The sequence below is a fragment of the Phreatobacter sp. genome, assembly GCF_022843985.1.
Taxonomy (GTDB): domain Bacteria; phylum Pseudomonadota; class Alphaproteobacteria; order Rhizobiales; family Phreatobacteraceae; genus Phreatobacter.
The window spans coordinates 59696-81240 of the sequence record NZ_JALHMP010000021.1 but is presented as its reverse complement, the minus strand read 5'-3'; the positions used below and the strand labels follow the sequence as shown (position 1 = coordinate 81240).

The 21545-nt window shown below is 67.2% G+C and carries 19 protein-coding genes; 8 read left to right on the top strand and 11 right to left on the bottom strand.

Annotated elements, in window-relative coordinates:
- Positions 1–280: 280 nt before the first annotated feature.
- The 8 genes from Q0C57_RS14975 to Q0C57_RS14940 form a co-directional block, all read right to left on the bottom strand.
- On the bottom strand, positions 281–892 hold the full coding sequence (locus Q0C57_RS14975) for a LysE family translocator (protein ID WP_296577236.1): 612 nt from the start codon (positions 890–892) through the stop codon (positions 281–283).
- Positions 893–1201: 309 nt separating this feature from the next.
- Entirely contained in the window at positions 1202–3199 is a 1998-nt protein-coding gene (gene rpoD, locus Q0C57_RS14970) for an RNA polymerase sigma factor RpoD (RefSeq protein ID WP_296577235.1), read from the bottom strand.
- 226 nt (positions 3200–3425) lie between these two features.
- The gene (dnaG, locus tag Q0C57_RS14965) at positions 3426–5333 is read right to left on the bottom strand and encodes a DNA primase (protein WP_296577234.1); all 1908 of its coding nucleotides are present in this window, start codon (positions 5331–5333) and stop codon (positions 3426–3428) included.
- A gap of 75 nt (positions 5334–5408) precedes the next feature.
- Entirely contained in the window at positions 5409–7193 is a 1785-nt protein-coding gene (locus Q0C57_RS14960; protein ID WP_296577233.1) for an EAL domain-containing protein, read from the bottom strand.
- A 199-nt stretch (positions 7194–7392) separates the two neighbouring features.
- The gene (locus Q0C57_RS14955; protein WP_296577232.1) at positions 7393–7848 is read right to left on the bottom strand and encodes a molybdenum cofactor biosynthesis protein MoaE; all 456 of its coding nucleotides are present in this window, start codon (positions 7846–7848) and stop codon (positions 7393–7395) included.
- Positions 7845–8486 carry a glutathione S-transferase family protein gene (locus Q0C57_RS14950; protein WP_296577231.1) on the bottom strand — a complete coding sequence of 214 codons (642 nt, stop codon included), beginning with the start codon at positions 8484–8486 and terminating at the stop codon, positions 7845–7847. Before Q0C57_RS14950 ends, Q0C57_RS14955 begins: the two co-directional genes overlap by 4 nt.
- A 32-nt stretch (positions 8487–8518) precedes the next feature.
- Positions 8519–9502: a phosphatase PAP2 family protein gene (locus tag Q0C57_RS14945; RefSeq protein ID WP_296577230.1), complete on the bottom strand. Its 984-nt coding sequence runs from the start codon at positions 9500–9502 to the stop codon at positions 8519–8521.
- Between the two features lie 96 nt (positions 9503–9598).
- Positions 9599–10597 carry a tripartite tricarboxylate transporter substrate binding protein gene (locus Q0C57_RS14940; protein WP_296577229.1) on the bottom strand — a complete coding sequence of 333 codons (999 nt, stop codon included), beginning with the start codon at positions 10595–10597 and terminating at the stop codon, positions 9599–9601.
- 158 nt (positions 10598–10755) lie between these two features.
- On the opposite strand from Q0C57_RS14940, the gene Q0C57_RS14935 reads away from it, so the two are divergent.
- The 3 genes from Q0C57_RS14935 to Q0C57_RS14925 all read left to right on the top strand — a co-directional run bounded on the left by Q0C57_RS14935 (position 10756) and on the right by Q0C57_RS14925 (position 12855).
- Positions 10756–11958, top strand: coding sequence for a pyridoxal phosphate-dependent aminotransferase (locus Q0C57_RS14935; RefSeq protein ID WP_296577228.1), 1203 nt, complete (start codon positions 10756–10758; stop codon positions 11956–11958).
- Positions 11959–12204: 246 nt separating this feature from the next.
- A complete protein-coding gene (locus Q0C57_RS14930; protein WP_296577227.1) occupies positions 12205–12468 on the top strand; it encodes a hypothetical protein in 264 nt (87 codons plus the stop codon).
- Positions 12469–12582: 114 nt separating this feature from the next.
- Positions 12583–12855: a hypothetical protein gene (locus Q0C57_RS14925; protein WP_296577226.1), complete on the top strand. Its 273-nt coding sequence runs from the start codon at positions 12583–12585 to the stop codon at positions 12853–12855.
- A gap of 9 nt (positions 12856–12864) precedes the next feature.
- On the opposite strand, the gene Q0C57_RS14920 is transcribed toward Q0C57_RS14925, so the two are convergent.
- Positions 12865–13281, bottom strand: coding sequence for a nuclear transport factor 2 family protein (locus tag Q0C57_RS14920; RefSeq protein WP_296577225.1), 417 nt, complete (start codon positions 13279–13281; stop codon positions 12865–12867).
- Positions 13282–13445: 164 nt separating this feature from the next.
- Here Q0C57_RS14920 and Q0C57_RS14915 point away from each other — a divergent pair, with 164 nt between their 5' ends.
- Positions 13446–13991, top strand: coding sequence for a hypothetical protein (locus Q0C57_RS14915; protein ID WP_296577224.1), 546 nt, complete (start codon positions 13446–13448; stop codon positions 13989–13991).
- Positions 13992–14005: 14 nt separating this feature from the next.
- Here the strand turns inward: Q0C57_RS14915 and Q0C57_RS14910 are convergent, their stop codons facing one another.
- Positions 14006–15418, bottom strand: a complete 1413-nt coding sequence (locus Q0C57_RS14910) for an ATP-binding protein (RefSeq protein ID WP_296577223.1) — start codon at positions 15416–15418, stop codon at positions 14006–14008.
- A 304-nt stretch (positions 15419–15722) separates the two neighbouring features.
- Here Q0C57_RS14910 and Q0C57_RS14905 point away from each other — a divergent pair, with 304 nt between their 5' ends.
- Entirely contained in the window at positions 15723–18080 is a 2358-nt protein-coding gene (locus Q0C57_RS14905) for a hypothetical protein (protein ID WP_296577222.1), read from the top strand.
- A gap of 4 nt (positions 18081–18084) precedes the next feature.
- Here Q0C57_RS14905 and Q0C57_RS14900 read toward each other — a convergent pair whose 3' ends face one another.
- A complete protein-coding gene (locus tag Q0C57_RS14900) occupies positions 18085–18576 on the bottom strand; it encodes a hypothetical protein (RefSeq protein WP_296577221.1) in 492 nt (163 codons plus the stop codon).
- A gap of 259 nt (positions 18577–18835) precedes the next feature.
- On the opposite strand from Q0C57_RS14900, the gene Q0C57_RS14895 reads away from it, so the two are divergent.
- From Q0C57_RS14895 to ychF, 3 genes are all read left to right on the top strand, one after another.
- Positions 18836–19447, top strand: a complete 612-nt coding sequence (locus Q0C57_RS14895) for a 50S ribosomal protein L25/general stress protein Ctc (protein WP_296577220.1) — start codon at positions 18836–18838, stop codon at positions 19445–19447.
- A gap of 106 nt (positions 19448–19553) precedes the next feature.
- Positions 19554–20177 carry an aminoacyl-tRNA hydrolase gene (pth, locus tag Q0C57_RS14890; protein WP_296577219.1) on the top strand — a complete coding sequence of 208 codons (624 nt, stop codon included), beginning with the start codon at positions 19554–19556 and terminating at the stop codon, positions 20175–20177.
- A gap of 64 nt (positions 20178–20241) precedes the next feature.
- Complete coding sequence (gene ychF / locus Q0C57_RS14885) at positions 20242–21339, top strand: redox-regulated ATPase YchF (RefSeq protein WP_296577218.1); 1098 nt, start codon at positions 20242–20244, stop codon at positions 21337–21339.
- The last annotated feature ends 206 nt before the right edge of the window (positions 21340–21545 follow it).

Below are 21545 nucleotides of genomic sequence, written 5' to 3'. Positions count from 1 at the left end.
TCCTGGCCCCGGCCCCGGCTGGAGCGGTGGCGGCGGTGGCCGTCCTGGCCCCGGCCCCGGCTGGAGCGGTGGCAGCGGTCGTCCCCCCGGACCCGGTCCGGGCATGGGTGGCGGCGGCGGCGGTCGGCCGCCGGTCGCCCAGCCCCCTGGACAGCGTCCTCCCGGTATGGTCCCCGGATTTACCGGCGTCCGTCCCGACCGCAGCTGATCGTCAACCGACGATATCCGAGGCGACGGTTGGACCTGTCGCCTCCAGGGGCCGTCGGAAACGGCGGCACTCTCACTTCTCCTGCAGCGCCAGCCGGGCGCCAAGCGCCACGAAGGCGCCGGCGAAGATCCGCCGCATCCAGGCCATCACGGCCGGCCGCGAAATGACCCTGTCCCGCATGGCTGCGGCGAAGAGGCCGTAGACGGCGAAGACGACAAAGGTCATCGCCATGAACACCGCCGACAGTTCCAGCATGCGCGCCAGCGGCGCCGGCTCGCCCACGGCGATGAACTGCGGCAGGAAGGCGACGAAGAAGATCGACAGCTTGGGGTTCAGGACGTTGATGGCGATGCCGTCAACGATGACACGCCAGGAGGAGCGCCGATCCACTGCAGCCTCCACCTTCAGCGCGCCTTCCTCTTTCAACGTCTGCCAGGCCATCCAGAGGAGATAGGCGACTCCGGCATATTTCACCGCGTTGTAGGCGAGCGCGCTGGTGTGAAGGAGTGCCGCGAGGCCCATCATCGCGGCAATCAGATGCGGCACGATGCCGAGCGTGCAGGCGAAGGCCGCGAGCACGCTAGCCCGGCTGCCGCGCGAGAGGCCGGCGGCGAGCGTGTAGATGACCCCGGTGCCGGGCGACGCCACGATGATGAGGGTGGTCAACAGGAATTCGGGCGACATGAAGGGGCTCCGCAGACGTCGAGCGGATCAGGGCCCACAGAGGCGTATTTGGCAAGGCGCGGCGCTGATGACTCTCCCCGACACGGCTGCCGCCTAAGAACAAGCGGCCTGACCGCGACTGGCGACCTTCCCGTCGTCCGCGCCAGGCGGAAGGCCAGCACAAGGCCCAAGCATCTCAAGGTCTGGTCGACCTCGGCGCTCATTCAGTGGATGGTCATGGTCAGGACTTTCGGAGGGCCGGTCGCACCCACTCAACGAAAACGGCGGGCGCCTCGCCCGCCGCCTTGCAATGCAATCAGCCGTCCGGTTTCAGTTATCCAGGAAGCTGCGCAGCTTCCTCGACCGTGACGGATGCTTCAGCTTCCGGAGCGCCTTGGCCTCGATCTGGCGGATGCGCTCGCGGGTCACCGAGAACTGCTGGCCGACCTCTTCGAGCGTGTGGTCGGTGTTCATGCCGATGCCGAAGCGCATGCGCAGCACGCGCTCCTCGCGCGGGGTGAGCGATGCGAGCACGCGCGTGGTGGTCTCCCGCAGGTTCGACTGGATCGCCGCGTCGATGGGCAGGATCGCGTTCTTGTCCTCGATGAAGTCGCCGAGGTGCGAATCCTCCTCGTCGCCGATCGGGGTTTCGAGCGAGATCGGCTCCTTGGCGATCTTGAGGACCTTGCGCACCTTCTCCAGCGGCATGCCGAGCTTCTCGGCCAGTTCCTCCGGGGTCGGTTCGCGGCCGATCTCGTGCAGCATCTGGCGAGACGTGCGGACGATCTTGTTGATCGTCTCGATCATGTGCACGGGGATGCGGATGGTGCGGGCCTGGTCGGCGATCGAGCGGGTGATCGCCTGCCGGATCCACCAGGTGGCATAGGTCGAGAACTTGTAGCCGCGGCGGTACTCGAACTTGTCGACCGCCTTCATCAGGCCGATATTCCCCTCCTGGATGAGGTCGAGGAACTGCAGGCCTCGGTTCGTGTATTTCTTGGCGATGGAGATGACGAGGCGCAGGTTCGCCTCGACCATTTCCTTCTTCGCCTGGCGGGCCTCGCGCTCGCCCTTCTGCACCATCTGGACGATCTTGCGGAACTCGCCGATCTCCAGCGCGGTCTCGGTGGCCAGCGCCTGGATCTCGGCGCGGATCTCCTTCACCGTGTCCTTCTCCTCGGCGACGAAGCTCTTCCAGCCGCGCGCACCGAGCGAGGCGACGCGCCGGATCCAGTTCGGATCGAGCTCGGAGCCCTGGTATTCCTTCAGGAAGGACATGCGGTCGACGCCGTAGCTCTCGGCGAGGCGCAGGAGGCGCCCCTCGTAGCCGACCAGGCGCTTGTTGATGTCGTAGAGCTGCTCGACCAGCGCCTCGATGCGCGCCGTGTTGAGCGACAGCGACTTGACGTGATCGACGAGATCCTCGCGCAGCTTCTTGGCGCGGCGCTCCTGGCTCGGCGACAGCTTGGTGTCGTTCAGCCGGTTCTCGACGTTCTGGTCCTGCAGGCGGCGCAGCTTCTTGTACTCGTCGGCGATGGTGTCGAAGATCTCGAGCACCTTCGGCTTCAGCTCTGCCTCCATGGCGGCGAGCGACACGGCGTTCTCCATGTCGTCCTCGTCGAGATCGCTCTCGGTGACGCCCGGCGGCAGGCCTTCACCCTCGCCTTCCGCCTGCGGGGCGATCGGCGCCTCGCCTTCGGTCACCATCGGAGCGTTCTTGGCATCCGGGCCGGCATAGGTCGCTTCGAGGTCGATGATGTCGCGGAGGTAGATCTTTCCCTCGTTGAGCTCGTCGCGCCAGATGATGATCGCCTGGAAGGTCAGCGGGCTCTCGCACAGGCCTGCGATCATCGCCTCGCGGCCGGCCTCGATGCGCTTCGCGATGGCGATCTCGCCTTCGCGGGACAGGAGCTCCACCGAGCCCATCTCGCGCAGATACATGCGCACGGGGTCGTCGGTGCGGTCGAGCGGTTCGGAGGCGCGCTCGGACTTCACCACGGCGCGGGGGGAGGCTTCCTGCAGTTCACCGTCCGGCTCGTCGGCCTCGGGCTGCTGCTCCTCGCCCTCGCCATCCTCGGCGGCATCGTCATTGTCGACGACGTTGATGCCCATTTCCGAGAGCATCGAGTTCATGTCCTCGATCTGGTCCGAGGTGAACGCGGCGGCCGGCATGACGGCATTGATCTCATCGATGGTCACATAGCCGCGCTTCTTGGCGCGCTTGATCATCGCCCGGACGCCGGCATCGGAGAGGTCGAGGAGCGGGCCATCGGGACCCTCGGTCTCCTGATCCGCGCCTTCCGGTTTCTCGGTTGCCTTGGTTGCCATCTAGACCGTCCATCCCTCACGCGCCGCAAGCGGCCCGCATGACGCGTCAGTGGCGGGTTCAGGGCCCGCCAAAACGCAAAAAGAGGGGCTGCGCTCGCCCATCAGCGCGCCCCCGTCACATCTGACATCACCGCCCTAAGGCCCACGCCCTTAAGACATGGTGAACCATGGCATTCCGCCCCGTCTGCCCTGTGCGGTCGTGACACGTCCGTTTTGCCGACACAAGTCAAGCGCTGCGACCTCCCCGCCCGGATTGCGATCCGAACCCCTCGATGAGGGCCTCGGTCCCTACGAGTTCCGCCTCCCGCCGCTTGGCGTCGAGAAGCCAGTGCTCGTTCGCTTCGGTCGGGTCGTCGCCGAAGGCTCGCTCGGCATCCCGGATTTCCTTAATTAGCGCTTGCTTCTTCCGATGCAAGGCCAAGAGCTGGCCGAACGTCACTTCGACGTCGCTTTTCGCCGCGTCCGGCATGGCGCCCCAGACCGCCTTGAGGGAGACCGTGGCCCGGACCTGGTCGACCAGTACCCCGTGCCCTCCGGCCACCAGCGCTTCCTGATAGGCGCCCTCCTCGCCGACGACGCCCTGGGCATGCACGTCGAGGAGCGCCGCCTTGAGGTTCTCCGCCTGCGGATGGCGCAGATCGAGCGCGGCGATATCCTCCTCCTGGCCGTCGATCAGCCAGGGATGATTGAGCAGAGCGGTGAGAATGAGCGCCTCGCGCATCGGCAGGGCGGCGCGCGGCCCGCGCACGAGTGCACTCGCGGCAAGCGCCGGCGACGGGCGGTGGTCCGGCACCGCGAAAGGGGAAAAGCCCCGGCCGGCGCTCCTGTTCGGCGCGCCCTGCCCGCCGCGCCGCTCGCGCTGCATCGGCCGGAACAGGTCGGAGAGGCGGCCGAACACGTCGTCGCGGTAATGGCGGCGGACATTCTCGTCGCCGATCGTCGCCACCACCTCGGCGAAGCGGGCTTCCAGGGCCGCGCGCTTCTCCGGCGTGCCGAAGACGCCCGCCTCGGTCTCGCGCTGCCACAGCATGCTGGCCAACGGCTGGGCCTGGGCCAGCACGGCATCCATCGCCTCGCGTCCGGAGGAACGGATCAGGTCGTCCGGGTCCTGGCCCTCGGGCAGCGCTGCGAAGAGCAGGCTGCGGCCCGGCTTCAGAAGCGGGAGGGCGATGTCCACGGCGCGATAGGCGGCGCGTCGCCCCGCCTTGTCGCCGTCGAAGAGCAGAACCGGATCCGGCGCCATCTTCCACAACAGGTCGAGCTGGCCCTCGGTGAGCGCGGTGCCAAGCGGGGCCACCGTCTCGCCGAAGCCGGCCATCACCATGGCGATGACGTCGATATAGCCCTCGACGGCGATGACGCGGTTCGCCTTGTGGGCGGCTTCGCGTGCGGCATGGGCATTGTAGAGCAGCGAGCCCTTGTGGAAGAGATCGGTCTCCGGCGAGTTCAGATACTTGGCCGGAACGTCCTTCTCCAGCGCCCGGCCGCCAAAGGCGACCACGCGCCCCCTGAGATCGGTGATGGGGAACATGACGCGGTCGCGGAACCGGTCATAGGGAACGGGGATATCGTCGCCATGGACGAGCAGTCCCGCGGCGATCATGTCCGCGACGGAGACGCCCTTGGCGCCGAGATGCTCCTTCAGGGCGAAGCGCTCGGCAGGGGCATAGCCCATGCGAAACTTCACCTGGGTCGGCGCCCTCAGCTCGCGGCCGGCAAGATAGCCGCGCGCCTTTGCGCCGGCGCGGTCCTGCAACTGGGCCTCGAAGAACGTCGCCGCCAGTTCCATGACGTCATAGAGGGTCTTCGCCTTCTCGGCGCGCTGCACCTCCTCGACCGAGACCTTGGGCATGGCGAGGCCGGCTTCGCCTGCCAGACGCTCCACCGCCTCGGGGAAGCTCAGCCCTTCCGTCTCCATCAGGAAGCGGAACTGGTCGCCATGCTTGCCGGACGAGAAGCAGTGATAGAAGCCCTTCTGGTCATTGACGTAGAAGGACGGCGTCTTCTCCGCATTGAACGGCGACAGGCCCCGCCATTCGCGGCCCTGCTTCTTCAGCTTGACGCGCTTTCCCACCACCTCGGACACCGGGAGGCGTTGCCGGATCTCGTCCAGGAACGATGGTGGAAAGCGCATGGGCGAGCCATAGCACTTTCCGCGGCGCCGATCGAAGCGGCCTGTGGACAGGATCGCGGCGGGACCGCGAGGTGGTCAGGCCAGAGCGTGGCGGACTTCGGACTGGAGGCGCGAGACGAGGTTTGCGCTGCGGCCGGCAACCCACTGCCCCAGCCGCCCCGGATCCATCGGCGTGGCGAACAGGAAGCCCTGCATGGCGTCGCAGCCCGCCTTACGCAGGAAGGACGCCTGATAGGGAGTCTCGATGCCTTCGGCGACCACCTTGAGGCCGAGGGCGTGGGCCATGTCGATGACCGCCTTGATGATGCCTTCCACCTTCGGATCCTGGCCGATGCGCAGGATGAGGGAGCGGTCGACCTTCAGCGCATTGACCGACAGCTGAGCCAGTTGGGACAGGTTGGAATAGCCGACACCGAAATCATCGATCGACACCGTCACGCCCGCCTGTCGCAGCAGGCGCACCTTCTCGGCCGTGTCGGCATAGTCGTTCGTCAGGACCGCCTCGGTGATCTCGACCTCGATCAGTTCGGGAGCGACACCGCCCGCCCCGATGATGCGGAGCACCCCGGGGACGAAGTGCGGGTCCTCGAACTGGCTCGGCGAGACATTGATGGCCATGGCCATGACCAGTCCCTCGTTCGCCCAGGCGCGATGCTGGCGCACGGCGGCCTCGAAGACGAAAGTGCCGAGCGCCGGCATCAGCCCCGCCTTTTCGGCAAGGGCGACGAAAACGACGGGCGATACCGCACCGCGGGTGGGGTGGTTCCAGCGCAGCAGGGCCTCGACCCCGATGATCGACAGGCCATCGGCGCTGACCTTCGGCTGGAAATGGACATTGAGCAGGCGGTCCGCGATCGCCCGCCGGAGGTCGGCCTCGAGTTCGGCCTTGTCGCGGGCCAGGGCTCGCAGCTCCTGATCGAAGAGAACGGCGTTGTTCTTGCCCTTCTCCTTGGCGACATACATGGCGAAGTCGGCGAGGGAGAGCAGCTCGGAACCGCGGGTTGAATCCATCGGTGCACGGGCGATGCCGATGCTCGCGCCCACCTGGATCTCGTTGCCGAAGACCTTGAAGGGACGGCGCATGGCCTCGACGATGGCATCGGCGTGCAGGCGCACCTTGTCGATACTGGAATCGCCCGGCAGGAACGCCACGAACTCGTCGCCGGCAAAACGCGTGAAGACCAGTTCCTTCGGGCAGGTCTCGCAGAGTTCGCCGAAGGTCGTCGTGCAGCTATCGATCTGTTCGAGACTGCGGCCGAACCCCTCGACCACGATGCGCTGGCTGACCTGACGCAGGAGTTCGTCTCCGGCCCTGTGGCCATAGGTGTCGTTCACTGCCTTGAAGCCGTCGAGGTCGATGAAGAACAGGGCACCTTGGCAGTCGCCTTGGGCGCCCTGCATGGCGGGGAGCGCCAGGATGTGGTTGATGACCACCCGGTTCGGCAGGCCGGTGACCATGTCCGTGTGGGCCAGCACGTTCATGCGGAAGATGTTGGCGTTCAGCCGGGCCACCATCTTGCGGAAGCTGTCGGCAAGCCCGCCAACCTCGCAGGCGCAGTCGATCTCGACCGGCTGGTTCATGTCACCCGCGGCGATCGCCTCGGTCGAACGGCGCAGCGCCGCGATGGATCCACTGAGTTGCGAAGCGGCCAGGAAGGTGATCGCCGCGGGCATGACGCCGATTGCGATGCCGATGCCCGCAATGGCGTACCACGGCATGGCATGGTCCCAGACGATCGCCAGGATCTGGATGAGGGCAGCGCTGCACAGGCTGGCGAGAACGAAGCTCATCGCCGCGAACCGGACGGGTATGCTGTTCAGGCCCCTGCCATAGGCCCTCATGTTGTCGGCCGTATCCATGATCGCGATCGCCAAGCTTGCCCGGACGGACGCCCGCAGTCCGCATGGCTCTGACTTAAGGGCCGGCTCCTCGCATTTTGACTAAAACAATCGCACGTCCGGCAACAAACCGACTTCATCATTTGCGCGAGGTTAAGACCGTTGCGGAAGCTGGGTCACATCCCGAGCCCCCGGGGTCGGCAGCCAAAGCCAGGTTGCGTCAGGTCTGCGTCCACCGATCGGCCGCCGCATCGTCGCCGTCCTTGGCCGCGACCCAGCCGCCGGCTTTGTCCGTTTCCTCGAATTTCCAGAACGGCGCCCGCGTCTTCAGAAAGTCCATGATGAACTCGGCGGCGGCGAAGGCGGCCTGCCGATGTTCGGACAGCGTCACGACCAGCACGATGTTGTCGCCGGGCTCCATCCGCCCGAAACGATGAACGACCAGCACATCGGTCAGCGGCCAGCGGTTGCGCGCCTCGTCCTCGATCCGCTGCAGCTCGGCGAGGGCCATGGCCTCATAGGTCTCCAGGGTCATGGCACCGACCGTCGTCGCGCCGGTCTGGCCGCGGCACAGGCCGGTGAAGGTCGCAACCGCTCCGACCTCGACGCGACCGGCGGTGAGCCGCCTGACCTCGACGCCGAGATCGAAGTCCTCGCGCTGCACCCTGACCGTCATGGCGCCCTCGTCTGTTCCAGCGGCGCCGGGCGCCAGTCCATGCCCACATGGCCCGGCAGCGCCGCGATCCGCGCCACCCAGTCGCGCACCGCGGGAAACAGGGCGAGGTCGATATCGGCCTCGTGAGCGAGATGGGTGTTGGCATAGAGCGCCAGATCGGCGAGCGTCAAACGGTGACCGGCGATATAGGGAGTCGCCGCGAGCTGCGTCTCCATGCGGGAGAGCGCCCGCTCGGCCCGCTCCATCCAGTCGTCGATGAGATCGCGCTTCAGTTCGCGGCCGCCCGGAACCAGCGACATCCAGAACCTGGCCTCACCGATCGAGGGGTGATGGGCGTTCTGCTCGAAGAACAGCCACTGCATCATGATGGCGCGCTCAACCTTGTCCTGCGGCACGAAATGCGTGCCCTCGCCGAGATAGGTCAGGATGGCGTCGGACTCGACCAGCACTGTGGCATCATCGAGCTGGACCACCGGCACGCGGCCGAGCGGGTTCATGGCCAGGAACGTCGGCGTGCGGGTATCGCCACGCAGGAAATCGACATCCTTCAGAACGAAAGGCAGCCCGAGATGCGCCAGAAGGAGGCGCACCTTGTAGCAATTGGCCGAACGTTGCATGGCGTGGAGGATCAGGCTCATGCTGTTCGTTATAGCGAACGATTGCGGCGAAGTCAGCCGGCGGGGCGCAGCTCGAGCCTGACCTCTCCGACGCCGTTCGGAATCATGCGCACCGCCAGCCAGCGCGCCGCCAGGGCGACCGCAAGACCGGCGATGAGATCGACGAGATAATGGCCGCCGACAATCGGCGTCGCGGCGAGCATGGCGACGTTCAGAACGAGCCCCGGCCAGCGTAGCCAGACCACATGCCAGAAGGCGATGATGAACAGGATTGCACTCACCGTATGGAAGCTCGGCATGGTGACGATGCCCTCGGCCGTCGCCATGGAGACGAAGGTCATCTCGCCGGACCGGAGCGCCAGCACATGGGTGACCGAGTTCCACGTCAGCCCGAGATGCGGCTGGGCCGCGACGGCGTCGCGGTAGAAATAGCCCGCGCAGAGCGACGGCGTCACGGCGCAGACGGCCATGGTCATCAGCGCGGCGAGGCCGAAGGCGAGAATGAACCGGTCGAGTTCGCCGAAGGCCCTGACGGTGACCAGCGCCACGATGACCAGTGCCATCTGGGGCAGCATCGAGGCATAGGCGAGCTTGAGGATCAGCGCGAGGTCGGGATGGCGGCCGGTCCAGGCGAGAAGGGCCGGCCAATCGAACCCAAGTGCCTTGTCCATCGCGTCGAAGGTCGCATCCCAGAGCGGCAGGGTCGTCGCCATCGCCGAATAGGACAGGGCCCCACCGAGAAAGGTCATCAGCACGAATTGCGGCGCGGCGTGCAGCAGCCGGGCGATGCGTTCGTCGGGCCGGACCCAGGTGTAGAAGGCCGCCCCGGCCAGCAGCACCGCGGACAGGGCCGCATTGAGGGCGATGTCCCGCGGCGACAGCGTCAGGCCGGCCAGCGGAAAGGTGATGGCAACGAGCAGCGCGAGGGTGGCGACCGTCGCCCAGATGGCGAGGGCGGGTCTGCCAAGGGCGCGGGGAATGTCGCGCCAGTCGGCGCGGACGGCGTCGGCAATTGCAGCGGCGGGGGTAGGGCTCACCGAAACCTCTTGGACAGCGCGGGGGTCTTCATGCGGTCGCGATCGGGCGCGTCCGCATGAAGCCATGGCCGTCTGAAGATTTCGGTAATGCAGGCCTCAGCCCGAAGGCTGGATGTTGGCGGCGCGGATGATCTCCGCCCAGGTCTGCATCTCCTGGGCGTGATACGGCCGGAACGCCGCCGGGTCGCGCGCCGTGATGGTGAAGCCGAGCTTGGTGATGGCATCCACCACGGTCGGCTTGGCGAGCGAGGCCAGAATCTCCCGCGACAGGCGGTCGAGGGCCGGCTGCGGGGTCGCGGCGGGTGCGAAGAAGCCGGTCCAGCTCTCGGCATCCGCATTGGTGACGCCCTGCTCGCGCAGCGTCGGCACGTTCGGCAGCTGGGCGTTGCGCTTCGGCGAGCCGATGGCAATGCCACGCAGCGTCCCGGCCTGGATCTGCGTGAAGACGCTCGCCATGGTGGAATTGGCGACGTCGATGCGGCTGCCGACGATGTCCTGCACCAGCGGAGCGGCGCCACGATACGGCACATGCGTCATCTTGATGCCGGTGCGCACCATGAAGAGTTCGGTGGACAGGTGCGAGCCGGAACCGACGCCGGTCGAGCCGTAATTGAGCTCGCCGGGCTTGGACTTCGCCAGCGCGATCAGCTCGGGAATGGTCTTCACCGGCAGGTCGTTCTTGACGACGAAGATATGCTCGAAGGCACCGGCGCCGGCGAGAGGTGCGAAATCCTTCACCGCATCATAGCCGGGCTCCTTCAGCAGGAACATGTTGTTGCCGTGCGTCTGGTTGTTGCCGAATGTGATCGTGTGGCCGTCCGGATCGGCCCTGGCGACCTGGCGGGTACCGATCGACCCGGAGGCGCCGCCGACATTCTCGACCACCACCTGCTGGCCGAGCGTCATCGACAGGTCCTGGGCGACGATGCGGGCGATGCCGTCGGTCGGGCCGCCGGCCGGATAGGCGACGACCAGCTTCACGGGCCGCGAGGGAGCCCAGGTCTGGGCCGATGCCGAACGGATGGACGGCGTTGCGGCGAGCGTGGCGAGGCCGAGAAGGACGCTGCGTCGCGTCGCCTTGTGGATGGTCGTCATGGGGTCCCTCCAGGATGATGGCTTCTATGAATGTTTTTCGCTTGTTCGCCCCTGCCGGCGCGACTAAACGTCCCGCCGGAATGCCGAGGCGCCGCGGGAAACGATTGCCGTGGTCATAACGCGCCTGCGGAGATTTTCAAACCCGACGGAGTCGACCGATGGCCTTTCTTGCCGACGCCCTGAAGCGCGTGAAGCCCTCTGCCACCATCGCCATGGCGCAGAAGGCCCGTGACCTGAATGCGCAGGGCAAGAAGGTCATTTCCCTCTCCGCCGGCGAGCCCGACTTCGACACGCCGGATAACATCAAGATGGCGGCGATCAAGGCGATCGCCGACGGCAAGACCAAGTACACGGCCGTCTCCGGCATCACCGAGCTGCGCCAGGCCATCGTCGCCAAGTTCAAGCGCGAGAACGGGCTCGACTACAAGTGGCAGCAGGCCATCGTCTGCACCGGCGGCAAGCAGGTTCTCTTCAACGCTTTCATGGCGACGCTGAACGCCGGCGACGAGGTTCTCATCCCGGCGCCCTACTGGGTCAGCTATCCCGAGATGGTCGCGCTCTGCGGCGGCACGCCGACCTTCGTCTCGGCCGGCCCGGAGACCAATTACAAGCTGACCGCCGAGGCGCTCGACCGGGCGATCACGCCGAAGACCAAGTGGTTCCTCTTCAACTCGCCGTCCAACCCGACGGGCGCCGCCTATACCCGCGAGGAGCTGAAGGCGCTGACCGACGTGCTGATGAAGCATCCCCATGTCTGGATTCTCACCGACGACATGTATGAGCACCTGGTCTATGGCGAGTTCACCTTCACCACGCCGGCCCAGGTCGAGCCCGCCCTCTACGAGCGCACCCTCACCATGAACGGGCTGTCCAAGGCCTATTCGATGACCGGCTGGCGCATCGGCTATGCCGCCGGTCCCGAGCACCTCATCAAGGCGATGGACCTCGTCCAGGGCCAGCAGACCTCCGGCGCCAATTCCATCGCCCAGTGGGCGGGCGTCGAGGCGCTGAACGGCACGCAGGACTACATCCCCGTGCGCCGCAAGGCCTTCGAGCAGCGCCGCGACCTCGTCGTCTCGATGCTCAACCAGGCCAGCGGCCTGTCCTGCCCGACGCCCGAGGGCGCCTTCTACGTCTATCCCTCGCTGAAGAACGTGATCGGCAAGAAGACTGCCGCCGGCAAGACCATCGCCACCGACGAGGACTTCGCCATGGAACTCGTCGAGAGCGAGGGCGTCGCCATCGTCCACGGTTCGGCCTTCGGCCTTGGCCCCGCCTTCCGCCTCTCCTATGCCGAATCCACCGAGGTGCTGACCTCGGCCTGCGAGAAGATCCAGAAGTTCTGCGCCGAACTGCGCTGAGCCTCCCGCCGCCTCCGTGACGGCCGAGAAACCCGCCCCCGCACCGGGGCGGGTTTTTTGTTGAACCTTCCGCCGCCGCGCCGCGACCCATGGTCAAGTGGGTGGCTTCAGGGCCTCTCTTCGCGACGATCCCAGGCGACACGGCGCCTCTCGCCGGGATGTCCAACTGCCAATGCCGGTCTTAAGGGAACCTTTACCCTTGCCGCGCTGTTCTGACGGTGGTCATTGCACCGGAAGGTCGTTCCGATGCCCGTCTCGCCTCTCTCCACGCTTGCTGCGGCCGGCTTCGCGCTCGTCGGGGCCATGGGCCTTGCCGGCGATGCACCGCGTCACCAGGCGACCGCCGTCCTCTATTGCACCGGCTGCCTCTGCGACGAGGACAGGCCGGAGATGGCCACGCCCGGCGACTGGCGGCCCTCGGGCCGCATGGGTGACCATATCACCCTGCGCTTTCATCCCCGCGACCCTGCCCAGACCGCCTCAGCCTGCCGGTCGGTCCCGCGCGGCTGAGCCGACCATTCTGTCGCCGAACGCTTGAACCTTTCGCCGTCTGCCGGCGACCCATGGTCAAGTTCATCGTTACGCGGCCAACCCGCTCCAGCGCCGCCGACCCGGAGACAGACCATGTCCCTCATCCGCGCCACCGCCGCCGCTCTCGTCCTCGCCGCGGGCTTCGTCGCTTCCGCCCAGGCCTCCGGCCCCGGCCAGTCGCCGGCCCAGTCCATGGGACCCCGCGCCATCACCTATTGCGGCGCCTGTCTCTGCACCGCCAGCCCGCCCGCCATGGCGACGGCCGGCGATTGGGTCCCGAACGGTCAGCTGCTCGGCGGTTCCCAGGTGTTCAAGTTCCGCCCGGCCGGCCAGCCGGTCTCCACGCCGACCGTCTGCAATCGCTGACGCGAAAGCTCAGGCGGGCCGCGGACCCATCGCCATCAGCGTTTCGCGCATCTTCTCATGCACGAGGTTGATCGCCTTCAGAGGCCGGATCATCACCTTGAAATGCGTGATCCGGTCCTGGTCATCCCAACTGATCATGTCGATGCCGTTGACGGCGATGCCGTCGATTTCGGTGGCGAATTCCAGCACCGCCGAGCGCTCGCCGAACCATTGGTTGGGATAGTGGAAGCCCACGTTGTTGAGCACCTGGAAGGCCGCGGCGAGGTAGCGCGTGACGATGGCACGGCCCACCTGCGGCGTATGCACCACCGGGCTTTCGAAGACGGCATCCGCGGCCAGCAGCGTCTCCAGGCCGGCGACGTCGCGCGCCGCAGCAACGGCATGCCAGTGGCGGATCGCGGCGGGCATCACATCGGTGCCGGACATGGAGCGCTCTCCCGTTCTGACAGCCCCAGGTTAGGCCCTTCAGCCGCCGCAGCAATCCCTCCGAAAGCCCGATACGGGCATTGGCGTTAACCATTTCTTAACCTTATCGTTGCCGGCACCGGGGGCGGCTCCTAGGGTCCTCGCGGGGACTGCGGGAGAATGGCATGCGACGCCTCGTCATCACGTTCTGCGGGATCTATCTCGCAGCGGCCGGCTTTGCTGCCCTGACGACGGGCTGGGGCCTGATCGATCCCGTGCCCGGCTATCGCCTCGCCATCTTCTGGATGTCGCCCGACACGCTTGTCGCCCGGGTGGACGTGCTCCTCGCCGCCAACCGTGTTTTCGAGGCCCAGGTCTATGCCGGTATGCACGCGGTCTCCTGGGCCGTCGTGCTGACCCTCGTCCTGGTGGGGGCGCTGCGCCCGCTGCTCGGGCCGAGCGTTCCGCTCGCCAATATCCGCTCCACCGCCATTGTCATGGCCGGCATCGCCGGACTCGTCGTCCTGTCGGTTGTGGCCCAGCCGCTGCTCGACCAGGCCTCGCGCATCCCATCGCCCACCAATGCGCTCTCGTCCATGCCGGGCTACTGGCTGTTCGGCATGGCGTTGTCCACCGCCATCGCCGCCGGACACCTGTCGCTCTTCGCCCATGACGTGGTTCTGGCGGCACGGCGTCGCTGGACCGGCGAGGACATCTCGGCCACCGCCTGAGGGACCATCACGGGTCAGACCGGCACGCGCACTGTCGCCCGCAAGCCACCGAGCGGGCTGTCCCCAAGCGTGATCTCCCCGCCATGGGAGCGGGCGATGTCGCGGGCGATGGCGAGGCCGAGCCCCGAACCGCCGTCATCGACGTTGCGGGCATCGTCGAGCCGCATGAACGGTTTGAATACGTCCTCGCGCCGGCCGGCGGGAATCCCCGGCCCGTCATCGTCGACCGTGACCGTCAGCCAGCGATGATCGCGATGGCCGGCAATGGCGATCGTGTCGCCGTGGTGGGCCGCATTGACCACCAGGTTGGAGATGCAGCGGCGGAAAGCATCCGGCCGAACCTTCACCGTGGCCATGCCGTGGAAAGCGACCGAGGTCCTGGCACCGGTGCGCTCGGCATCGTTGCCGATCTCCCGGAGCGAGGCCTCGATGTCCGTCATGGCCGGCGCTTCTCCGGCATCGCCACGGGCGAAGGACAGATAGCCCTCCACCATCCGCCCCATCTCGTCGACATCGCGGCGCAGCGCCTCGGTCTCGGGGCCTTCCGGCAGCAGTGCCAGTTCCAGCTTGAAGCGCGTGAGGATGGTGCGCAGGTCGTGGCTGACACCGGCCAGCATTGTGGTGCGCTGGTCGATCTGCCGCTCGATCCGCCGCCGCATCTCGATGAAGGCGAGCGCCGCCTGGCGCACTTCGCTCGCCCCGCGCGGCCGGAAGCCGGCGACGTCGCGCCCCTTGCCGAAATCCTCAGCTGCGGCGGCCAGCGCCTGGATCGGTCGGATCTGGTTGCGCAGGAAGAGGATCGCGATGCCGATCAGCACCAGTGAGGCGATGACCATCCAGACGAGGAAGATGTGGCTGTTGGAGGCATAGGCCATGCCGCGGCGGGCGAAGACCTTCATGATCTTGCCGTCCTCGAGCTGGATCCGGATCTCGATCAGCGCCGAATTGCCGACCGTGTCGACCCAGAAGGGCCGGCCGACCTGCAGCGCCAGTTCGCGGGACAGGGCGGCGTCCAGCACATCGAAGAAGGGCCTGGGTCCCGGCAGCGGCAGCGGCTCCGGCGGCAATATCTCCAGCAGCAGGCTGAGGCGCTCGCGCGCGAGGCGCCGCAGCGTCGCGTAGTCGCGATCCTGAGGATAGGTGCGCTGCACGTCGATGAGAGCCGCAATGTCCTGGGTGACCGCCGCTGACAGGCGGTGTGTCACCAATTGCCAATGGCGCTCCATGAAGACATAGGCGACCACCGACTGGAGGATGACGATCGGCGCGATGACGATGATCAGGGAGCGGGCATAGAGCCCTTTCGGCATCAGGTCGTTGAAGCGCTTGCCGGCCGTCTCGGCCACGGCGCGCAGCCGGATCGCCCCGTTGGAGATCAGGCCTCTGAGGCCGCCATGGGTGGATCGGGCGCGCTCTGCGGTGGACATGGGGAAAGCTTATCGCCGTCCGGGCCCGCCGCTGCAACCCGCGGCGCTGTTCACGTGCGGTAAATCTGCGCTGTGGTCACTGGCGCGGAACCGCGGACAAATCACTTGAAAAACACGATCGATCACGTTTCAGTGATGTCCGCGGACCATCATCCGGTCCCGGGGGGCTGACGTGTCGTTGCAAGTTCGGGTTGGTGCCACCGGTCGCGGCGCGCACATACCGCATGCCCTGCCCCCGAAATCCTGGATGTCACGGCTGGCGGGTTCATCCCGGGCCGGACTGTGGGCCGCACTTGCGGCCGTCATGGCGATCTGGACCGCCGCTTGGCTGCAATGGTGGCTCTACGATCTTGTCGTGCCCTGGGATTCAAAGAACCAGTTCTACGCCTTCTTCCGTTTCCTCGCCTCCTCGCTCCATTCCGGCGCCACCCCGTTCTGGAACGCCTATCACTATGCCGGCCACCCGAGCATCGCCGACCCCCAGTCGCTGATCTTCCAGCCGCCCTTTCTGATCTGGGCCTGGTTCGATGCCGAGCCGACCATGTTCGCCTTCGATTTCATCGTCTATGCGCACCTGCTCATCGGCGGGCTCGCCCTCGTTGTGCATGGCTACCGGCTCGGCTGGCCGGCGGCCGGGTCGGTCCTGGCGGCCACCATTTTCATGCTCGGCGGCGTCGTCTCGGGGCGGATGAACCATGTCGGCATCATCACCGCCTTCGGCCTCTTCCCGCTCGCACTGCTGCTGCTCGACATCGCCCTCGGCCGCCGCTCGATCCTCGCGGCCATCGGCTTCACCGTCGTCGCGGCTGTCATCGCCCTCGGACGGACGCAGACGCCCATGCTGCTCTGCGTGCTCCTCGCCGTCATGGCGATCCGGCAGGTGGTGACGCAGCCGCAGCCCTGGCGCTTCCTCCTCGGCCGCCTGCACCTGTTCGCCCTCATGGCGATCCTCGGCGTGGCGCTGATGGCCGTGCCGCTGCTGCTCACCGCCCAGTTCGCCGCCTTCTCGAACAGGCCGGGGATCGACCTCGCCTATGCCCTGACCTCCTCCTGGTACCCGGTCAACTTCGCCAATTTCCTCGTGCCCGACGTGCTCGGCTCGCTGCAGCCCAGCGCCACGGGCGACTGGGGGCCGAGCCACGGAACCCGCCCGGGCATCGACAGCACCGACCGGGCATTCAACTATCTCTTCGTCGGTTCGCTCACCGCGCTGCTGGTGCTCTGGCACGGCCTCGCCGGCGGCCGGCTGGTGGCGTCGGGACGCCGGGTCTTCGCCGCCGTCGCTCTCGTCGCGCTTTGCTACGCCCTTGGACGCTACACGCCGCTCTTCCCGCTGCTCTTCCAATATGCCCCTGGCGTCTCGCAGTTCCGCCGTCCGGTCGGTGGCCTCTTCGTCGTCGTCCTGGCGCTGGCCTATCTCGCCGGCTTCCTCGTCGCCGACTATGTGCGCAACGGGCTGCCGCGGGTGAACCGTCTCGTCGCCGTGCCGGTCGCTCTTGCCGTGGTCTCGGTCCTCGCCTGGGCTGTGCACTTCTCGAGCGTCTCGGGCAAGGGCTGGGACTCCGCGCTTGCCATCGCCAAGGTGGCGCCGATCTATGTCGCCCTCGTCGTCCTCCTGGCCTGGCCGAAGACCCCGCGTCTGCGCCTGGCGGCCGCCAGCCTCGCTGTCGCCTTCACCGCGGGCGAACTCGTGCTGCGCAATGCAGCCTCCTCGATGAACGCCGAGCCGCGCGCCACCTATGCCTTCCTGGAGAAACCCGCCGGACGCGATGCGCAGATCATTGCGACGCTCACCCGCGAAATGAAACGCCACAGCTCCGCCGCGACACGTCCGCGGGTGGAGATCGTCGGCCTCGGCGGCCCCTGGCAGAACGCGGCGATGGTCTATGGCCTCGAGGCCACCAACGGCTACAACCCGCTGCGCATTGGCGCCTATGACCGGCTCGTCGCGCCGGGCGAGAGCCCCTACACGGTCTTCCACCGCCGCTTCCCGACGTCGTTCCCCGGCTACAGCTGCGATCTCGGCAAGCTCCTCGGCCTCGAATACATCGTGCTCGACCGGCCGATCGAACGGATGCCGCATCTTGCCCAATGGTCGACGGTGGAGACGATCATGGCCGGCCCGACCGCCTGGATCTACCGCCTGCCGGACGCCGCGCCGCGCGTCGCCCTGGCCAGTATCGTCCGGGTCGCGGATGCCGATGCCTTCGTCGATGCCGGACTGTTCCCGCCCTCGAGTGGAACATCGGAGGTCATGATTGACGACGACGACGACCTGAGCCCGGCACGCATCGCCGCGGCCGCAAGCGCTCCGGCGCCGACCACGGCCGCGCGTGACGGCCGTGCCGCCGCGACGCTCTCCCCCGCCGTCCAGGCGCTGATGCGCTCGCCCGGCAAGGCGGAGATCACCGCCTGGCGCCCCGACCGCATCGAGATCGCCGTGGATGCCCGCGTCTCGACCGTCCTGAGCCTGCACGAGCCCTGGTACCCGGGCTGGGAGGTCGAGGTGAATGGCGAGCGCAAGCCGCTGCTGCGCTCCGACGTCCTGTTCCGCGGCGTCGAGGTACCGGCCGGTGCCAGCCGTGTCGTCTTCACCTACCGGCCGCTGTCGCTGGAAAACCTGAAATCGGCCCTCGACGGCGTCCTCGGCCGCGACGGCTGATCGCTCAGCCGGCCGCGCAAGCGGCGGCGGCTGCGGGGCGCAGCAGGAACACCCGGTCGTCGCTGCGGGCGAGGTCGGGACTGGACCCGCGTCGGCCCTCGACCTCGAGCCGCTCCACCTCGACGCGCAGCGCCTCACCGGCGAGGATCACGCGGAAGACTCCGGTATCGCCCTCCCCGCTACAGTCGGCCAGGGTACCGTTCCCCGTGCAGATGGCATTGGTCTCGTAGACGTCGCGGTCGTTGCGCAGGCGGAAGCCGACGCGGACGGTGAAACGCTGCGGGCGGTTCTCGTCCGCGACGTCCACCCGCGCGCGCACCAGATGGAAACGCACCACCCTCTGCCGCGGGTTGCGAGCGAGGTGATCCGCGTCATAGGCGCGGGCGAAACAGGGATCGGTCCTGACCGACGATCCCGTCAGACGGTCGAAGACCGGCCCCGCTTCCGCAACGCCCGTCGCCGCCAGCGTCATGCCGATGATCAGCGCAGCCCGCATGTCATGTCTCCCGTCACGCCCGGCCGGGCCTCGGCCGCCGTAGGACCGTGCGGCCCGGCGCTATACCTCACCGCAGCTTCGACCGTCCCATGGTTCTGTGTCCATCCTGCTGCGTGGGTCCGCGCCCTTGTTGCAGGCGGCCGGCCATCCCGGCCCGCTTGCCCCTCCCCCCCATTTCCGCTATAGGCCGGCCGTCCCGTGGCATTCTCCGCACCCCTGGAGGCTCCCGCCATGGGTCTTTCTTTTGGAGAACACGACCATGGCTGCCAACGAAACGTTGTCGGCGACGGTCCGCGCGAAGGGCGGCAAGGGGGCCGCACGCGCTGAACGTCGTCTGGGCCGCGTGCCCGGCGTCATCTACGGGGACAAGAAGCCCCCCGTGCTGATCTCGCTCGACTACAAGACCCTTCACCTGCGGATCTACGCCGGACACTTCAAGTCGACCGTCTTCACCCTCGAGGTCGACGGCGAGAAGCACCGCGTCATCCCGCGCGACTACCAGCTCGATCCGGTCAAGGACACGCCTGTCCATGTCGACTTCCTGCGCCTCGGCGCCGGTGCCGAGATCAGCGTCGACATTCCGATCCACATCCATGGTGCCGATACCGCGCCCGGCGTGAAACTCGGCGGCACGGTGAATCTCGTTCTCCATTCGCTGTCGCTGCTGTGCAACGCCGACCATATCCCGGACGGCGTCGAGATCGACATCTCCGGCATGGGCATCGGCGACACGCTGCATATTGCCGACATCAAGCTGCCGGCCGGCACCCGCCCGGCGACCAAGGAAAACGTCACGATCCTGTCGGTCATGGCGCCGGCCGAGGCAGAGCCCGCCCCGGCGGCGGCCCCTGCACCTGCCGCCAAGAAATGATCCGCCGGGGCCCCGCGCCCCGCAAGTTTCCCGCATCGGGGCGCCCTCAAGCGGGGCGCCCCTTTCGTTTGAGGCCAGACCCTCGGCAGCTGACGGACTAGGACCGATGATCCTCATGGCAGGCCTCGGCAATCCCGGGGCGAAGTACCAGAACAACCGGCACAATATCGGCTTCATGGCAGCCGCCGCGATCCACCGCCGCCATCGCTTCGGCCCCTGGCGGCAGCGCTTCCAGGGGCTCTGTGCGGAAGGCGCCGTCGGTGCGCACAAGGTGCTGCTGCTGATGCCCGGCACCTATATGAACGAGAGCGGCCGGGCCGTCGGCGAGGCCATGCGCTTCTTCAAGATCGATCTCGCCGCGGTCGTCATCTTCCACGACGAGCTTGACCTTCCCCCCGCCAGGCTGCGGGTGAAGACCGGCGGCGGCAATGCCGGCCATAACGGCCTGCGCTCGATCACCGCCCAGTGCGGCAACGACTACCGCCGCGTGCGCATGGGTATCGGTCATCCCGGCGACAAGGCGCTGGTCCATGCCTATGTGCTCAATGACTTCGCCAAGGCTGAGATGCCCTGGGTGGAGGACCTCTGCGACGCCTGCGCCGACCATGCCGAGTTGCTCGCCGCCGGCGAGGACGTCGCCTTCCAGAACCGCATCCACCTCGCCATGGAGGGCCGCGGCTGGGGTGAGGTGAAGCGTCCCGGTGAGGCGAAGGACGCGCCGAAAGCCTGACCTCTCCCTTGACACCCCCCGCCATGCATTCGACAAGGCGGCACAGTTTCAGATCGGACCTCCCATGGGTTTCAAATGCGGCATCGTCGGCCTGCCGAACGTCGGCAAGTCGACCCTCTTCAACGCCCTGACGCAGACTGCGGCAGCGCAGGCGGCCAATTACCCGTTCTGCACGATCGAGCCGAATGTCGGTGACGTCGCTGTGCCCGACCCGCGCCTTGACCAGCTCGCGGCCATCGGCAAGTCGCAGCAGATCATCCCGACCCGCATCACCTTCGTCGACATTGCCGGCATCGTTCGCGGCGCCTCCAAGGGCGAGGGGCTCGGCAACCAGTTCCTCGCCAATATCCGTGAAGTCGACGCCATCGCCCATGTCGTCCGCTGCTTCGAGGACGGCGATATCACCCATGTCGAGGGCAAGGTCGACCCGATCGCCGATATCGAGACCATCGAGACCGAGTTGATGCTCGCCGACCTCGAGAGCCTGGAAAAGCGGGTCGTCAGCCTCGAGAAGAAGGCCAAGGGCGGCGACAAGGAGGCCAAGGAGCAGGTCGACCTGATCAACCGCGCCCTGGTCCACCTGCGCGACGGCCGCCCCGCCCGCATGACCGAGGTCAAGCCGGAGGAGGCGAAGACCTTCGCGATGCTGAACCTCCTCACGTCGAAGCCCGTTCTCTATGTCTGCAATGTCGAAGAGGCCTCCGCCGACCAGGGCAACAGCTTCTCGGCCCGCGTCTTCGCGCGGGCCAAGGCCGAGGGCGCCAAGGCCGTTGTCGTCTCCGCCAAGATCGAGAGCGAGATCGCCGTCATGGCGGCCGAGGACCAAAACGATTTCCTCGAGGCCGTCGGCCTCGCCGAGCCCGGCCTCAACCGGGTCATCCGGGCCGGCTACGAGCTCCTCGCCCTCGTCACCTATTTCACCGTGGGCCCCAAGGAGGCACGCGCCTGGACCATCACCAGGGGCACCAAGGCGCCGGGGGCGGCCGGGGTGATCCACACCGATTTCGAGAAGGGCTTCATCCGCGCCGAAACCATCGCCTTCGCCGACTACACGGCGCTGGGCGGCGAGGCGGGGGCCCGCGACGCCGGCAAGCTCCGCCTCGAAGGCAAGGACTATGTCGTCGCCGACGGCGACGTGCTGCATTTCCGCTTCGCCAATTGAGGCGCGAGGGGGGTGGGCCCCCTGCGCATAAATCCTCGGCCACTCGCCCGGCATTCGGCCCCGGCGCAGGGCCGCACCTTACGGCACGACCCAAGTGCGTCCTTGAGGCTCGGCCAAGTGGCCTCGCTCCTCAGGATGAGAAGGGTAGTGACGGGGACCGACGGCTGTGGCGTCGACGGGCGTCGTGCAGCGCTCGAACATTCCTC

What these genes read in the sequence shown, in the direction of transcription:
- Q0C57_RS14975 (WP_296577236.1), bottom strand. Translation starts at nt 892, where the DNA reads ATGTCGCCCGAATTCCTGTTGACCACCCTCATCATCGTGGCGTCGCCC.
- rpoD (WP_296577235.1), bottom strand. Translation starts at nt 3,199, where the DNA reads ATGGCAACCAAGGCAACCGAGAAACCGGAAGGCGCGGATCAGGAGACC.
- dnaG (WP_296577234.1), bottom strand. Translation starts at nt 5,333, where the DNA reads ATGCGCTTTCCACCATCGTTCCTGGACGAGATCCGGCAACGCCTCCCG.
- Q0C57_RS14960 (WP_296577233.1), bottom strand. Translation starts at nt 7,193, where the DNA reads ATGGATACGGCCGACAACATGAGGGCCTATGGCAGGGGCCTGAACAGC.
- Q0C57_RS14955 (WP_296577232.1), bottom strand. Translation starts at nt 7,848, where the DNA reads ATGACGGTCAGGGTGCAGCGCGAGGACTTCGATCTCGGCGTCGAGGTC.
- Q0C57_RS14950 (WP_296577231.1), bottom strand. Translation starts at nt 8,486, where the DNA reads ATGAGCCTGATCCTCCACGCCATGCAACGTTCGGCCAATTGCTACAAG.
- Q0C57_RS14940 (WP_296577229.1), bottom strand. Translation starts at nt 10,597, where the DNA reads ATGACGACCATCCACAAGGCGACGCGACGCAGCGTCCTTCTCGGCCTC.
- Q0C57_RS14935 (WP_296577228.1), top strand. Translation starts at nt 10,756, where the DNA reads ATGGCCTTTCTTGCCGACGCCCTGAAGCGCGTGAAGCCCTCTGCCACC.
- Q0C57_RS14930 (WP_296577227.1), top strand. Translation starts at nt 12,205, where the DNA reads ATGCCCGTCTCGCCTCTCTCCACGCTTGCTGCGGCCGGCTTCGCGCTC.
- Q0C57_RS14925 (WP_296577226.1), top strand. Translation starts at nt 12,583, where the DNA reads ATGTCCCTCATCCGCGCCACCGCCGCCGCTCTCGTCCTCGCCGCGGGC.
- Q0C57_RS14920 (WP_296577225.1), bottom strand. Translation starts at nt 13,281, where the DNA reads ATGTCCGGCACCGATGTGATGCCCGCCGCGATCCGCCACTGGCATGCC.
- Q0C57_RS14915 (WP_296577224.1), top strand. Translation starts at nt 13,446, where the DNA reads ATGCGACGCCTCGTCATCACGTTCTGCGGGATCTATCTCGCAGCGGCC.
- Q0C57_RS14910 (WP_296577223.1), bottom strand. Translation starts at nt 15,418, where the DNA reads ATGTCCACCGCAGAGCGCGCCCGATCCACCCATGGCGGCCTCAGAGGC.
- Q0C57_RS14905 (WP_296577222.1), top strand. Translation starts at nt 15,723, where the DNA reads ATGGCGATCTGGACCGCCGCTTGGCTGCAATGGTGGCTCTACGATCTT.
- Q0C57_RS14900 (WP_296577221.1), bottom strand. Translation starts at nt 18,576, where the DNA reads ATGCGGGCTGCGCTGATCATCGGCATGACGCTGGCGGCGACGGGCGTT.
- Q0C57_RS14895 (WP_296577220.1), top strand. Translation starts at nt 18,836, where the DNA reads ATGGCTGCCAACGAAACGTTGTCGGCGACGGTCCGCGCGAAGGGCGGC.
- pth (WP_296577219.1), top strand. Translation starts at nt 19,554, where the DNA reads ATGATCCTCATGGCAGGCCTCGGCAATCCCGGGGCGAAGTACCAGAAC.
- ychF (WP_296577218.1), top strand. Translation starts at nt 20,242, where the DNA reads ATGGGTTTCAAATGCGGCATCGTCGGCCTGCCGAACGTCGGCAAGTCG.